Source organism: Ktedonobacter racemifer DSM 44963, from assembly GCF_000178855.1.
Classification (GTDB): domain Bacteria; phylum Chloroflexota; class Ktedonobacteria; order Ktedonobacterales; family Ktedonobacteraceae; genus Ktedonobacter; species Ktedonobacter racemifer.
Genome location: NZ_ADVG01000004.1, coordinates 2466654 through 2481683 on the forward strand (window position 1 = coordinate 2466654; position 15030 = coordinate 2481683).

Genomic DNA, 15030 nt, shown 5'->3' on the forward strand with positions numbered 1-15030 from the left:
AAATGCTGTTTTTGAGAGGTTAAGCACGAGGTGGATCTGGTAGATCTGCCGTTCGCCGTTCCTCCTCTTCTACGGGACCTCTGGGTAGCTTCTTCTCTTCTGGTGCGGAGGAAAGACCGCTCAGTCCTTTCTTGAAGGATTGTATGCTTTTTCCGATTGCGGCTGCCATTTCGGGCAGTTTTTTCGGCCCAAAAACAAGGAGCGCAATCGCCAGCAAGAGCAGGAGCTCAAATCCACTTATGTTTGGAATCATCGCCTGTCTCCTTCCTCTCCTGTAGGAGTGAAGTAGTGATAGACGTTCTCTGCATCTTTCTCTTTTCCCTCTCTTCACATCGTATGATAACAAAGAAATCTGAGAATCAAGGAAGATGAAGGTAAGATCACACTGAAATTTCTATCGATATGTGTCTATGAGGTATTGTCAAGTGGTATTGTCAACTTGACCAAGTAACTGAAGAGTTTTTAAAAAAGATGGGAGAAGGACAGGAAAGAAGCGGAGGATGGGAGATCTGTACTAGGAGATAGAGTCGTATTAAGCGGCAGTTTTCCATCTGGTTATCTCGTTCCGAATCAGAAAACGATCCTGCACGAGGACACGGTAATCCCTTGCAGTGAGGCGGTGCCGTTTGGGCCGAAAGTGATCCAAGATCGGTCCAAAGGCCGAAAGGAAGCGCTACGTATGGCTAGGTGATTTGAAACAGCGCATAGTTCGCTCGCGTTGTCTCGTTGGTTGATGCGAACGTTCTGCTCGATTATGTAAGCCCTTGTGTTGGCGGCGCTCGACACTGCGCAGAATTTCCCTCTTGGCCGCAGCGTAGCTGGCCAACTTGTCGGTGATAATGACCTGCGGCACATATTGCAGCCCCTTGAGCAGCTTGCGAAAGAACTTCTTGGCAGCGTTCTTGTTGCGCCGACTCTGGACAAAGATAGCAAGCACGTTGTCATCCTGATCAACGGCTCGCCAGTGATTGTGGGTTTTCCCATTGATAGTGAGAAAGACCTCATCAAGATGCCATTTGTCGCCAGCCTTGCTACGACAATGCTTCAGTTCATTGGCATACGTCTGTCCGAATTTCAAGCACCACTGCCGCACCGTTTCATAGGTCAGCACGACTCCATGTTCAGCCATGACCTCTTCGATATCACGGAAACTGAGGGAAAAACGAAAATACAGCCAGACGCAGTGACTGATCATCCCAGGCGGAAAGGGGTCGCCTCTGTAATTGGGAGCAGTGGTAGGTGTTTTCATAAGACTATTTTAACACTGTGTCCAGCTACGTTCCCGAGTTGACAATACCCATCGGATACTGATTTCTCATGCCTTACTTTCTGATACCCTCCTGCGTTGCCAGAGACTTGGCTGATCGGGTGGGGGCAAATGGCTCAGGATATACTGTCCAATAGCAAAAGCCGCATGAGGTCGGCTGAGTCGCAGTGCATTTTCCCGGCGGTGGGGCAGTAGTAGTGAACCGGGCTGGAGTAACCGGCGAAGCTCATCGACAATCTCCCGAGGACGCTGTGCCAGGATTCCAACAGCGTTGTGTTCAACGAAGGCAATATTGCCTGACTCTGGGCCTGGGATGTGTCCACACAAGATAATGGGTAAACCGCAGGCGAGCGCCTCGCAGATCGTTCCTGGCCCAGCTTTAGTCACGATGACATCGGAAATCCGCATCAGATCGGGCATATTCTCTACAAAGCCAAAAAGGTGCATCGGCACCTGGAGTCGGGAACGGATGCGCTGAAGGCGGGTATGCAACTCCTCGTTGCGTCCAGCTACTACAAGCAGTTGTACGGGCAAACGTGCTTGCGAGATGGCACGTACTGCTGTATATAATCCTCCCGCCCCCTCGCCACCTCCGACCAGTAAGACAACTGGAAGATGAGGTATGAGGCCAAGGCGTTCAGATATATCGTTCTCCTGTTTTGTTGTACAGGTAAACTGGGGATGAATGGGCAGACCAATTACGTGGACGAGGGAGGCGTCGATGCCCTTCTGGGTTGAAAAAGCTTTGGCTTGCTCGGTGGGAACGACGTAGCCGCTTGCGCCCGGAGCGAACCAGGCGGTGTGAACGCTGATAAGATCAGTTACCACCGTCACAAATGGAATCGGCACGCCCAGTTTGCGCAATACTTGCAGCGTAATATAATTGAGCACGGGATGGACCGAAACGATGATATCTGGCTCTATATTTGACATCAGATGATGCAAGCCGCTTTGAATGAAAGGGCTTCCCAGAGCGGTGGCAGCTTTGACCATGGCTTCATGGTTCATCTGCTGAAAGAATTTCCCATGCAATTGTGGGCTTAGGCGAATCATCGGTGCGTACAGTTTGACGATTTCACGAAGAGGAAATCGGCTGCACTGCTCAAACACATCGACGATCTCAATGCGATAGTTTGGAGGAGAGAAAGTATCTATGAGGCAACCATACTCATAACCATCAACTGATGGTTGCATTTCTCGTCTCATGCTCTCGCTCCAGCGAGCATGCTCCTCCTGTGAAAGGAGTGTGATCGCAGAACCAATGGCATTGGCCGCGCTGCGATGTCCTGCTCCAGTATCAGCAAGCAAGAACAGGATGGTTCGTTGCAGAGTAGACACCAGCAGTGCTCCTCCTTCCCAAAAATCTGCAACGACAGAGGGCGATATTCCCTCTTCAGAAAAGGGCATCTTGCTTTCGAGCCTTATTCTCCACTCTATTCACGTGCAAATGCTCCTCTTTGTCACACACGCCACGAAGCCGCTTGGCTTTCTGTGCGTGTGTGAATAGAGCAGCAAAAAAGGCTGTGTTGCAAAAAATCAGGAAAGGAAGCAACGGATAGCGATTCCTCTTTCTTGTTCAGTTTAGGCGGCAACGCCGAATACTCTGGAAACAAGATCCACCTGGCGAAGGATATCTCCTTTGTCCACGTCTTTCACTTGTCCTTTTCTCGTCATGTGCATCACCTCATATCCTTGTAGGGTTCGCCAGGCAGTCTCAAACGAAAAGAAGCCCATCCCAGGCTTGGCCAATCGTTTGATGCGCGTGATGATCCTGTTCGATCAGGTTGTTGAGATACTTGCTTTGTCGCAGTTCACAGACCACTGCAAGCACTCTTGCCGCTTTTAATTCATGAAGAGCCTTAGGATACGAAGCATTTTTATCCACAATGGTGACTTGAGGCGTGGTCACATGAGGCGCAGCGAGAGTTCTTGAGAAGACGTCTTTGGCTGCTTGGGCATCCCGTGCCAGGCTGAGCAGGAATACCAGGCGATTCCCTTGAGAAGCTACAGCGCAATACACATACATCCAGATCCCACAGGTCCCAACATATAAAAAGGGTGCGGCCGCGCATGCGGACACCCGTATGGGGGCTTTTAGCATCCAGCGACATTTTTGGAAATATCTCAAATTTATAGAAAACGTTGTCTTTTTGGGAATGTTGGCCAACCATCAATTTGTTTTTATAGCAAGTGGAGCCGGCAAGTGGAGCCGGACCGAATTATCTTCATCACGTTCCACTATAATATTTTTAAGGAATGAGATTTTCAATGGAATATACCTATCTTGGCCGCACAGGACTGAAAGTTAGCCGCTTCTGCCTGGGCACAATGAATTTTGGCCCTCAGACCAGCGAGGTTGATAGCTTTGCGATTATGGATCGTGCTCTTGAGCATGGCATAAATTTCTTTGATACCGCCAATGTCTATGGTGGCAAAAGAGGCGAGGGCGTGACCGAGCAAATTCTGGGTCGCTGGTTTGCTCAGGGTGGTGGCCGCCGCGAGAAGGTCGTTCTGGCAACCAAAGTATATGGAGACATGGGTGAGTGGCCCAATGATTCCAGGTTGTCGGCGCGCCATATTCGCCAGGCCTGTGAAGCCAGTCTGCGCCGTTTAAAAACTGATCACATCGATCTCTACCAGATGCACCATATCGACCGTCAAACACCCTGGGAAGAGATCTGGCAGGCCATGGAGCAACTGGTGCGCGAAGGTAAAGTCACCTACGTTGGCAGCAGTAACTTTGCTGGTTGGAATATCACTCAGGCCAATGAGATCGCCAAAAATCGTCATTTCCTGGGTCTGGTTTCAGAGCAGAGTCTCTACAACCTGAACGCGCGTATGATTGAGCTAGAAGTGATCCCGGTTTGTAAAGAGTATGGCCTGGGTATCATCCCATGGAGCCCGTTGGCCGGTGGACTCCTGGGTGGAGCACTACAAAAAACTTCTGAAGGCCGACGCGGCGATGCTAATGTGCAGAAGCACATCGAGAAGAATCGCTCGAAACTAGAGGCTTATGAAGAGCTCTGCGCTAAACTCGATGCCGAGCCAGCTCATGTAGCCCTGGCCTGGTTGCACAGCAATCCAGTGGTAACGGCTCCCATTATCGGACCGCGCACCATTGAGCAACTGGATGGCACAATGCGTGTACTGGACATTCACTTGAGCGAAGAGACCTTGAAACAGCTCGACGAGATCTTCCCTGGTCCAGGTGGACAGGCACCCGAGGCATATGCCTGGTAACTACTTGCTTCCCAGTTAAAATTAGACAAAGATCCCGGCCAGGTTAGCATATCTGGTCGGGATCTTTGTCTATCTACTGATAGGTTATTCGTCTGCGCAACTATCTTATTCATGATTTGAAAGCAACAAAAAAAGCACATCGTTCAATGATGTGCTTTTTTGAGAATTGGCGGAACCGACGGGGGATTCGAACCCGCGGTCTTCTGCGTGACAGGCAGATACATACACGTCCCCATAGTCATTTTGGTTTTGAGCATCCTTCTTTCTTGGAAACAAACAGGAAAAATGGAAAGAGCACTATTCAAATGCTCCGTTCGTTAAGTGCAGTAGCAAAACGGATTGGCTTCTAGAACCGGATCATGCGATAAGCCTGCTTGTTTTTGTTACTGGTGGATTTAACAAAAGCAGCATTAGCCTTTGAAAAAATCCGCGTTGATCTTAATATACTGGTTCCATTCCTCGGGAACGGCAGATTCCTCGAAAATAGCCGTCACCGGGCAGACAGGTTCGCATGCGCCACAGTCAATGCACTCGTCAGGATTGATATAGAGTTGCTCGCTGGACTCGAATCCCGCCTCGCTCTGAGTGGGATGGATGCAGTCTACCGGGCAGACATCGACACAGGAAGCATCTTTCACACCCACGCATGGCTGGGTAATTACATAGGTCATAGCTACGATATCCTCCTTTTGGCTCGCCATGTGAGAGAGACTATTGATCCCTGGTACATGACGGCTACGTGTTTAGTTGTTGGTGGTGTTGGCACTAGGGACAAGCGAACGTTCCAACGGAACGAGCTGGCAACGTTCACGACATCATGGGCGAATCCATCACAAGGAAGGGACAAGAAGCAATTCCCCTACCTCATTTTAGGGCAGAGATGCAATGAGCCCCGAATTTACAATTGTCGAGCACTGGAGGTTGCCTCTAGAGAAGCCATAAGATTTGTCAATAGTTCCTTGTGGGGGAAGCTGAGCTTAGAAAGGCACCAAGCCCCTTCTTAGCTGCCCTAGAGAGAGCGGCCAACCTGAGCATAATCCCAAGTGGGTGGGGGCTACGGGCCCGTAGCCCCCACCCAGACTTTGCCGGGATCGTAGTCCTCCTCCGTTTGCATCAGGTGCGTTGCCACAGCCACCATTTTGCGCATGACTGCCATGAGCGCGGACATCTTCTTGAGTCCACGCGCGACCAGATGCTGGTAATAGGCATCAAAGGCAGAGCCTTGCAAGGAAATACTGCGCAGAGCGGCCAAGTACAGCATCTGGCGCAGCAAGCCACTGCCTTGTTTCGAGAGCTTGGGGTGGCCTTTCCATTGGCCGCTCTCGCGGATCTTGATATCCATGCCCGCGTAGGCGATGGCTTGATCGGTGCAGGCAAAACGATCCACCTCTCCCAGTTCTGCCCGTAACACCGCGATCGTCTTCGGCCTTAATTCTGGCATCTGTTGGAGCCCTTTGGTGCCTGGATCGGTGGTAATAAGCTCCTCCAGTTCCTGCTCCAGCCGCACCAGATTAGCCTGCGTATGCTCCAACTGATCGCAGAGGATGCGCAAGCTACTCGCACGGCCACACAAGGCGCGGCCACTGCTCACCGACTCTTTCGCCAGGATCACTAATTTCTGTGCCGTAGAACGCCCGAAATGCGGTGCGGGAACGGTTCGCAACACCTGGTGCACTGCAGCTTCGCCTGCCTCAGCCACAGCCTGGGCATGGGGATAGGCTTTGAGTACGGCCAGGGCGGTCTGTCCGCACGGATCAGCAAACACCTGAGTGAACTCGGGAAACAGTACCACCACTAATGCCTGGATCTGATTCTCGTAGCGGGCGGCTTCCTCGCTCAGTTGGGTTAAACTAAGCAAGTTTGTTACCTCCCTTGCTCGTCTTCAAAGTCGGACGTGACACTTTCGCGTCATCCGGCTCCTCAATAGCTTGGCTCTTGTCATGAGTACCTCTAACAGTTGAGGAGCCATCCTCTGCCGTTTTTCGATCGTGGCAATGTCGATGGAGGACTTGCCAGTTGACATAGGCATCTTTCCCTCCGAGTGAGCGGGGAATGATGTGGTCGAGTTCCAACAGGTCTCCATCTTTAAAGTGCAGTTTGCACCACGGGCATTTCCCTTGTTGCCTTTTGAGAAGTTGTGCTTCTCTGTCGGTCAGGTCAGGGTGTTTGCCCATGCGTGCCCCCCAATAGACCCAATCGCCATCGAAAGGATTTTTGTCTTCGCGGATTTTGACATGCCGATGGATATGGAATTGTTGGTGTTTCAACAATCGTGTCCCATCGAGTGTGGCAAAATCCCATTTAACGTCTTTCTTTCCAATCCGCTCATGAGTATGCCAATATTTGTTGGTAACCCAATCCACGGATTTGTTAGTATGGCGACGTTTCGCCCAACTCATGAGCTTTATCCAGGTCAGATGATCAGCTTTAGAAAACGTCTCACTGGCCATGCATCTGGCATAGTAATTGCACCAGCCTCGAATCATTGGATTGAGTTGTCCAATCACACTTCTCTGGTCCTGGGCTTTGCGTTGTTTAATCGCTTGTCCCATTGCCTTGAGATGTCGGGATATTGCTTCTTTGCTTGGCGTGATATGTGTTTTGAAGCCGAGTGGAAACGAGTTTGGGCTTCCCATCTTTCCCGTGTGTGTCTTCCCGACACGATATTGTTGGATGTGAAAGCCCAGGAAGTCGAAGCCTACATTCCCTTCATACCTTTCCAGTGTGTGAGTAATGCGCGTTTTGCTCGGTTTCAGTTCCAGGCCCATGTTTGCTAACCATTCATTCACGATCTGCTTCACCTGCTCAATAACCGCCAATTCTTGATGCAGCACCACAAAGTCATCAGCGTAACGTACGACAAAGGGCTTCCAGTTGTCGATGACTTTCCCGTTCAGTCTTTTTGACTTGGGAAAGTGCGAGCGTATGGCTGTTTCTAAGCCATGCAGCGCAATATTGGCGAGTAATGGCGAAGCGACTCCTCCTTGGGGAGTTCCTTCTTCGGACGGGAATAGGGTTTCCCCATCCATAATCCCTGCTTTAAGCCATGCCTTGATGACACGCTCTATTGCCGGGATGGTGGCGAGTTTGGTAAGCAGCGCTTGCTGATCAATTCGGTCGAAACATTTCGCGATATCCGCATCGAGCACGTACCGCGGCTTCTTGCTGATGACGCTGTATATTTCTTCAATCGCATCATGGCCTGAACGTCCTGGTCGAAAGCCATAACTGTTCGGCTCGAATTTGGCCTCCCATTCTGGCTCTAAAGCAAGCTTGATAAGAGCTTGAAGGCTGCGGTCTTGCAGGACAGGAATGCCCAACCCGCGCTTTTCGGTGGTGCCTGGTTTCGGTATCCAGACACGTCGCACAGGCTGGGCTTTGAGGTCTAGGTCCAATCGCAGGACAAGGGCCATCCGCTCGCTCGGTCTGAGGCGTTTGATCCCATCGATCCCGGCGGTGTTCTTCCCTCGGTTGTCCTGGGTAACTCTCCGTACTGCGAGACATTTCGCTGACCAGGATTTGAGTAAGAGTCTTTGGAGTGAGTGAACCGCCTTCGTCTCGCCACGAAGCGAGGCTTGATAGATACGCTTTTGGAGCTTGTACACTTGCCGTTCGATGGTTTCCCAGGGCAAGTGCTCCCATCTATACATGAAAGTGTTCATAGCGTGTGTACTCCTACTTAAGTCTCTATCATCCAGACTATCGTGTCTGCGTCGGCGTATCCTGGGTTTACTTCTTCACCCAGGCATTAGCTTCTCAGACAATCCTCCCATCATTGAGCTTGCGGTTGACACCTGCTCCACGTATCGACCTTCCGTGAAGAACCACAATGATGGTTATCCCGTTCCTGATATTCGTTTTCTGTAGCGTTAGGAAGGGCACTCTCCACCGGGTTTCTCAGGGGTGAACCCTGGTCATGCATACATTGCCAGGCCCCTATCCGGTACCATTTTGGTCAAGCCAATAGCTCACGTAGGCTTGTGTGCGCTAACGGTGGATTACCGTACCTTCGCTCGCGTTCTCCATAGCTACTTGCATGCAGGTCTCCTCTGGTGAGTTCAGGTTCTTCCTGCGCTCTTCCCGCTTCAGGGATTGATGGTCAGTCGCTACCCTGGGGAAGAGGCTTTTCCTCGTTCACAAAGGGTTGGGAATTGACAGGTATCGGTCTCACCCAACATCGAATATCAAGTTGTAAAGGTTTGTGGCCTTTCTCCTCATCCTCTATGCGAGAGCATAGTTTCGAGGAAACGGGTCGCACGTATGCAAACGCACCAATTCGCGGTATGTGGCAACCTGCTCCCCAGGAATATAGCCCACGCGCGCTTCGCCACTGAGCAAGGCGCGGGCTATGGTCATGGCGTCCAGCCGATCGGTCTTGGCGCGTAACCCCTGTTGCTGGTGAAAGTGATGCGTTTGTCCTGGATGCAGCAAGCGCATCTGGTAGCCTTGCTGCTCCAGTTCGTGGTAGAGGTTTTCATGATAGCGAGAGGTCGCCTCCATCCCAATCACGATCTGGTTCGGAGCAGCATCCAACTGGCTCAGTTTCTCCTCCCATACCTTCCAGCCCTCCCTGGCATTGGCAAAGGTGATTGACTTGACCACCACACTTTTGTCAGGGCGCGTGATGCAGCCCGAACAGGATTGGCTTCCGATGTCAATCCCACAGACGTATTTGACGTCGGCTCCCGAAGCTTCGGAAGCAGATGGAGTCGTCTCCATAGCACACCTGAATTTCTTTGATTCTCCCTCTTCCTTGGCCTTCTCTCCGGTGCCACCTTTCACCGGGGGCAGTCAACGGGAACCCCGACCAACCAGAGCGAGCGTCAGCTCATCTTGGATCGGCACTCTGGCTCTGGCAACGGCCTTTCGCGTCGCCATGGGCTGGTGCAACAAGCCTCATAGACCCTTGAAGCTCTGGCGGGCGGGGAGCTGTCTCTAGAAGGAGGTCACTGCTGTTCACAGGCCTCTAGCGGTTACTCAGGCTCTCCCACTGCTCCCAAATTATTATATGAGCGGTTTTCCCAGGCGGTCAATGGTTACTGCTCATGCTTCGCGCCATTTGCTCATTCTTCGGATCTGCCCACGGGGTGCGCCACGAGATGCGTTTTTGATTGAGATGTCTTCACAGGACCGTTTCATGCCCCGGCTTTTTGCTGGCAAAGGATCAGAATAACCTCTGCCCTATGAAACGAGAGAGCAGCGAAGAACGCTCTCAAGCCAAATCACTGCTGAGCTACATCTCGTTGCGCATCCCGTGGGACTTATGAAGAAGCACTGATAACTTGTTCTGTCAACTCGCCAATTTTCCACCACTCAATAAGACATTATCGGTGATCCTCCATCCCCCATGGGTGGTGCAACAAGCTGATCCAGGGAAGAAAGCTGTAAGCAAGCGACGGAGAATCCATGGAGACCAACGAAGCAGGGAGGGAAAGAGCGTTCACTCCTTGCAAACATACCATACCATATGGTATGACGTGAGGAAGAGAAATGTGTTGAGCAAAGGGAGGAACCGTTCATGGCGCAACTCAGCAGACGCAGATGGCTCGAGGAAGGGCTCGCCCTGCTTGAAGAGGCGGGTGCCGAAGCTCTCACGATCGAGTCCTTAACCAGCCGACTCGGGGTGACCAAAGGGTCCTTTTACCACCACTTCGCCAATTTCCAGGACTTTAAGCAACGGTTGCTGGAGTTTTGGGAAGAAGAGGGAACACTTCGCATTATCCAATGGGCAGAACAGGAGGATTCACCACCAGAAAAGCTGGCACGGGTGATACGAGCGAGCTTACATCCTCCTCGGCTCGATGTGACTCTGCGCGCCTGGGCCTTACAAGATGAACAGGTGCGCGTTCACCAACAGCGCATCGATCAGCAGCGGCTGGCGTATTTGGAAGCGGTAGTCTTTGCCACCAGGGCCGATCGTCTGTACGCACAGTCTCTTGCCAGAGTCCTCTACAGTCTCTACGTGGGCAGCCAGCATATCATTCCCCCCATTGAGGGCGAGGATCTGGGCGCTTTATATCAGCTTGTCCAACAGTGGTTTGCAAAGGAGAGTCAGCAATGTTTGTCGTGATCTATACTCATGGCCCGGCCTGGCAACCTGGGAAGACGGTGTCTGAGCAACCCTTTTATCGTGAACATGGCAGGTATATGAAACAGTTTTTTATGGCCAGGAAGCTGCTTATGGGCGGTGCTTTTGTGGACAATCAGGGCGGTCTGGGCATTCTCGATGTCGCGAGCGAAGCGCAGGCGCGGGAGATCGTCGTACACGATCCCGCGGTGCTGGAGCGGGTTTTTGAACCGCACCTGCATCCCTGGCATGCCTACTTCAATCAGTATCAAGCGCAAAGTGCTCCATCAGGAGAGTGCTCATCGGGCGAGAAGGAGGTCTTGCCATGACAAACCCAACACGGTTCTGTCAGAACTCAGATCACAGAAGTTCGTCAAGTTTACAAAAAGTTGGGCTTGAAAGCCCCCGCGATTCCATCCGGGGGATGAAAAGCCGTTCCTTGTTTGGGGCTCTCTCCCTGACACTTTTTAGCTCATGTAGAACATCTTCAAAGAGGGAAGAAGTGGAGGGAGAGGCGTATCTAGACTCTGATATAATGAACAGCAAAATGAAGGAGAGGAGCCCTACCGCATGAGTGAGAACTGCGTTTTTTGCCAGATTATTCACCATCAAGCCCCAGCCTATGTGGTGACAGAAGATGAGCACATTATCGTCTTTCTTTCCAAAGAAAATCACCCGCTGGTCGTGCCCAAGCAACATATTCCCACTATTTATTCCTTGGATGACGTAACTGGTGCCCACATCATGAGAGCAGCAAGAGAGATCGCTCGTGCTGTCAAACTGGGACTGGAGTGCGAAGGGATTTACCTGACGCAAGCTAATGAGTCAGCTGCTGGTCAAGAGGTCTTCCACTTTCATCTGCATATCTACCCTCGCTGGCGCGCTGTCGATTTTCGCTCACAGCAGACCGCCCACCACATCAGCAAGGCAGACAAGCAGGAGACCTTGCAGAAGATCACCGCATCCCTGTACAGAGAGCAATAGTCTCGGCGCATCAAAAGCGAAGAGAAAAACGCCATTTGACCGACGAACCTCGAAATAATAAACATTTCTTACGTTCGCAGAGACGAGAGGAGTTGCCCGCAAGATCTAACAGATACAGCCTGCCAATGCGGAAAATGCTCTTGTCGCGGCGGTCATGGCGATCATAGCGATCGCGTTTGCCATGATGCATACAGGAGGCAGCCCCATGAACCAGCCACCAGACGGCGAGAAAGAGCACGAGCAGCATCCGATCGATGCGATCCAACCGGCGCACATGACAGCTTTCCCACTGCCACCCACGACTCTTCAAATCCTGGAAGGTGGATTCCACTCGCCACCACAAGCGATACTCTCGCAAGCGGGCTCCACCTGCGGGACGGTCAGAAATGACCAGCAGAGCTTCTTCCTCATGCGGGTCCCAATAGGCACTCAGGTTGGTCTCAAGCTGTTCCTCCTGCCATAACCGAACGCGTCCATAAAACCGCGAGCCTTGCGTGGCGACCACATCGCAGACCCGACGAGAAGGCAAGAGATGACCAGCAGGCGCGTAGGGCTGGCAGGTATGATGGGCACAAATTCTGAAGAGGTAATGCCAGCCGTATTTCTGACAAAGAGCGACCATCGGAGAGCAGCCAAATGCGCTATCGCCAAGCACAGTGCATTCCGCCTCGCCGATGTGAGGAGCCAGTCGCTTGAACAGCTCTTCAATGCACTCCCACAAGCCTTGATCCCACCTTTGCCAGCCTGGCATGACTTTCCATACCAGCGGTAAAACGCGAGAATGGTGCAGCAGACCGATGTAAATCACTTGCGCATGCTCTTCATAGGAGGTGAGATCGATGACTAGGCGCAACGGGCCTCGCCGAAAAAAGGGCAGCACTTGGGCAAGCAGCGCGTCCCAGGTCTTCTCCGTCTCAATACGCTCATTGCTTAAAAAGCGCTCCAGACGACGCTCGATGCTACTCGCCTTCGCTTCACTCTCGGCTAACAACTCTTCGGCCACGACTGGGATCACCAGACTCCGGGCTTTGATCACTCCGACCACAAACAGCGCAAGCGTTTTGCTTTGATGCCCATGCAAGTGCGTAAAAAATTCCTTGACCTGGTCCTGCCACACAGTCCATAATGGATTCCTCATGGAGATTGTCCTCTTTCAGCTCACATTTCTGCTTGTAGGACGATCTCTTCTGTTCGCCGACCTCCTCCCAGACACAAAAGTCCTCTCTCAAGCTGCCAGGTACTCGGTGATGCGTGCGTCTCACCCCTTTTGCTCTTATTTACTCGTTATCTTCCATTGAAAAAGTGTCAGGGAGAGAGCTTGTTTGGGGGGGAGGTGGCTCTCACGGGTAGGTATGTGTTGAGAGAGCCTGGGGAGAGGTGGGAGAAGCAAGAAAAAGAGGAATAAAGCAGACGGATCGCTAGAGCCTGCCGATAGAAAAAGAAGAAACCGTTTCGAACTTTGACTTACAAGGGGAAAGCGATGTCTTCTCTTTCTACGATACCACAGTGGCAAGGGGAGGTGCAGAAACACTTGCCGAGCTTGAGCCTGCCCCAGGCGCGGGTGATGGGGTTGTGGAGCTACGCGATGGTGTTCACCAAGAGCAGTGGGATCACGCAGGTCAGCAATTGGTTAGCCAATGTGTTGCAGTGTCCGCGTGGGCGGCTGCGTCAGCGCTTGCGGGAAGCGGAGTACGAAGCGTCGGCCAAACGGGGAGCCAGGCGACGGGAGGTGAAAGTGGAAGAGTGCTTTGCCGATTTGCTGCGGTGGGTCATCCAGAATTGGCAAGGGAAGCACGAATTGGCGCTGGCGCTGGATGCAACGACACTGGGAGAACGGTTCACGGTGCTCTCGATCAGTGTGGTGTATCGTGGGTGTGCGATCCCGGTGGCCTGGCACTTTCTGCGGGCGAAGGAGGCAGGAAGCTGGCAAGAGCCTCTCGAAGCGCTGTTGCAATCCTTGCAAGGAGCGATCCCTGTGGACTGGAAAGTGCTCGTGATGGCAGATCGCGGATTGTACGCGCCCTGGCTGTACCGGGCCATCCAGCGCCTAGGGTGGCATCCGATGCTGCGGGTCAAAGAGGGAATGAGCCTGCGGGCGGTGGGCGAGGAGACGTTTCGCCCGATTGGGGAGCGCGTCGTCCGCCACGGGCGCAGATGGAGTGGGCGAGGGGTGTGGAGTGAACAGGGGACGCCGAGAGAGGGAACGGTGCTGGTGCGATGGGAGAGGGGATATGATGAGGAGTTGGCGGTGGTGACGGATCTCTCGGGAGAGGAAGCGGAGGGGGCGTGGTACCAGATGCGATTTTGGATCGAAGACGAATTCAAGGATGAGAAACGCGGGGGATGGCGGTGGGAACAGACGAAAATGACCGATCCGGGGCGGGCCAGTCGGCGATGGTTGGCGATGGCGGTGGCGATGCATTGGGTCGTGCTGGTCGGAGGGGAGCAAGAGGTCAGGCAACAAGCAGAGAAGCGTCGGCCAAAGGCGGGAAGCAAGGGGAAAGTGGGTCGTCCGCGCAAGCAGTTCCATCGTCCCCGCGGGCGAGAACTGAGTTGTTTTGTGCGGGGGCAACAGGCTATCAGTGCAGCAGTCATGCGCGGGGAGAATCTGCCTATGGGCACGGGAGTAGGAGAGTCCTGGCCGAGGCAGGTGTATGCGGTGGGCAAGCCCCCCTCCAGTTGGGTGAAAAAGCGCAAGCACAAAGAAGAGCGTCAACGGCAACGCAAAAGCAAACAAAGCGAGCAGAAACGGCAGGAGAAAGTGCAGGCGCAGGCGCACGAGGCCGAATGCCGCGCTCAGCACAAAAACGCCAGAGCGCAACGCACACGAGAACAGGAGGAACAGCGCACACGGCATCGAGAGGAGAAAGCCCAGCGCGTGCGAGAACACGAAGCACACCGAGCGCAACGCACACGGGAAAAAGTGTCGCGCACGCAAGAACAGGAGCACGAGCACGAGAGGAAACGTGAGGCGCGGCGGCAGCGTCACGAGGAACAGGAGCAGATCCGCGCCCAACGCCAGCTGTGGCATGAGGAGTGTGCGCGCACACGGTACCAACGTCAGGTTCGCACCCAGGAGCGTGTCGCCCGCCAGGCCCAGAGCTTTCTTGATCCGGCGCATCCCGAACCGTCTCGGCAAGCAAATCCTCCCTGATCTACCTGATGAGGTGGCTCACCAAGGGTCTTCAATGAAATACCTACCCGTGAAAAGGGGGAGGTGGGGGAGCAATCGAGGATGGTTTCTCCAAACTTGACAGGAGCCGCTGGTTGTAGTACACTTGTTCTAACTCGCCGTGATCGGCACCGCGCTCTCGTCGGTGGCCGACATTCCCAGCAACGGGACTGATGCGGGGGTGAGTCGGACGAGAGAACCTCGTCTTCCCCCTGTGGGAACGCGACACTGGACGATGCGGCGAAAACGGTGCTGATCGGGTCGGGACGCGATCGTTTTGCGCAGATGGCAGGGGACGTG

General features: G+C 53.1%; 12 protein-coding genes and 2 pseudogenes. 5 read left to right on the plus strand and 9 right to left on the minus strand.

Going from position 1 to position 15030, the window contains the following annotated elements; all coding sequences use genetic code 11:
• Positions 1-19 precede the first annotated feature (19 nt).
• The 4 genes and pseudogenes from tatA to KRAC_RS52650 all read right to left on the minus strand — a co-directional run.
• Positions 20-253 carry a twin-arginine translocase TatA/TatE family subunit gene (gene tatA, locus KRAC_RS69890; protein ID WP_007921269.1) on the minus strand — a complete coding sequence of 78 codons (234 nt, stop codon included), beginning with the start codon at positions 251-253 and terminating at the stop codon, positions 20-22.
• A gap of 279 nt (positions 254-532) precedes the next feature.
• Positions 533-1249: pseudogene (locus KRAC_RS52640) on the minus strand (IS6 family transposase).
• Positions 1250-1315: 66 nt separating this feature from the next.
• On the minus strand, positions 1316-2605 hold the full coding sequence (locus tag KRAC_RS52645; RefSeq protein ID WP_040447571.1) for an MGDG synthase family glycosyltransferase: 1290 nt from the start codon (positions 2603-2605) through the stop codon (positions 1316-1318).
• A 243-nt stretch (positions 2606-2848) separates the two neighbouring features.
• Positions 2849-3317: pseudogene (locus KRAC_RS52650) on the minus strand (DDE-type integrase/transposase/recombinase); the annotation flags it as partial.
• Between the two features lie 218 nt (positions 3318-3535).
• Between KRAC_RS52650 and KRAC_RS52655 the strand changes: the two are divergent.
• Positions 3536-4507, plus strand: coding sequence for an aldo/keto reductase (locus tag KRAC_RS52655; RefSeq protein WP_007921272.1), 972 nt, complete (start codon positions 3536-3538; stop codon positions 4505-4507).
• Positions 4508-4917: 410 nt separating this feature from the next.
• Here KRAC_RS52655 and KRAC_RS52660 read toward each other — a convergent pair whose 3' ends face one another.
• The 4 genes from KRAC_RS52660 to KRAC_RS52675 form a co-directional block, all read right to left on the minus strand.
• A complete protein-coding gene (locus tag KRAC_RS52660) occupies positions 4918-5178 on the minus strand; it encodes a 4Fe-4S dicluster domain-containing protein (protein ID WP_007917900.1) in 261 nt (86 codons plus the stop codon).
• A gap of 383 nt (positions 5179-5561) precedes the next feature.
• Entirely contained in the window at positions 5562-6365 is an 804-nt protein-coding gene (locus KRAC_RS52665; protein WP_040447572.1) for an IS110 family transposase, read from the minus strand.
• A complete protein-coding gene (ltrA, locus tag KRAC_RS52670) occupies positions 6358-8169 on the minus strand; it encodes a group II intron reverse transcriptase/maturase (protein ID WP_007917087.1) in 1812 nt (603 codons plus the stop codon). The genes KRAC_RS52665 and ltrA overlap by 8 nt, the downstream gene beginning before the upstream one ends.
• 559 nt (positions 8170-8728) lie before the next feature.
• Positions 8729-9226, minus strand: coding sequence for an IS110 family transposase (locus KRAC_RS52675; protein ID WP_040447573.1), 498 nt, complete (start codon positions 9224-9226; stop codon positions 8729-8731).
• Positions 9227-10025: 799 nt separating this feature from the next.
• On the opposite strand from KRAC_RS52675, the gene KRAC_RS52680 reads away from it, so the two are divergent.
• The 3 genes from KRAC_RS52680 to KRAC_RS52695 all read left to right on the plus strand — a co-directional run bounded on the left by KRAC_RS52680 (position 10026) and on the right by KRAC_RS52695 (position 11558).
• Complete coding sequence (locus KRAC_RS52680) at positions 10026-10577, plus strand: TetR/AcrR family transcriptional regulator (RefSeq protein WP_007921273.1); 552 nt, start codon at positions 10026-10028, stop codon at positions 10575-10577.
• Positions 10565-10903 (plus strand): YciI family protein, encoded by a 339-nt coding sequence (locus KRAC_RS52685; protein WP_007921274.1) that lies wholly within the window; start codon positions 10565-10567, stop codon positions 10901-10903. The genes KRAC_RS52680 and KRAC_RS52685 overlap by 13 nt, the downstream gene beginning before the upstream one ends.
• Positions 10904-11144: 241 nt before the next feature.
• Positions 11145-11558: an HIT family protein gene (locus KRAC_RS52695; RefSeq protein ID WP_007921276.1), complete on the plus strand. Its 414-nt coding sequence runs from the start codon at positions 11145-11147 to the stop codon at positions 11556-11558.
• Between the two features lie 10 nt (positions 11559-11568).
• Here the strand turns inward: KRAC_RS52695 and KRAC_RS52700 are convergent, their stop codons facing one another.
• Complete coding sequence (locus tag KRAC_RS52700; RefSeq protein WP_007921277.1) at positions 11569-12696, minus strand: transposase; 1128 nt, start codon at positions 12694-12696, stop codon at positions 11569-11571.
• Positions 12697-13038: 342 nt separating this feature from the next.
• Between KRAC_RS52700 and KRAC_RS52705 the strand changes: the two genes are divergently transcribed.
• Positions 13039-14712 carry a transposase gene (locus tag KRAC_RS52705; protein WP_007921278.1) on the plus strand — a complete coding sequence of 558 codons (1674 nt, stop codon included), beginning with the start codon at positions 13039-13041 and terminating at the stop codon, positions 14710-14712.
• The last annotated feature ends 318 nt before the right edge of the window (positions 14713-15030 follow it).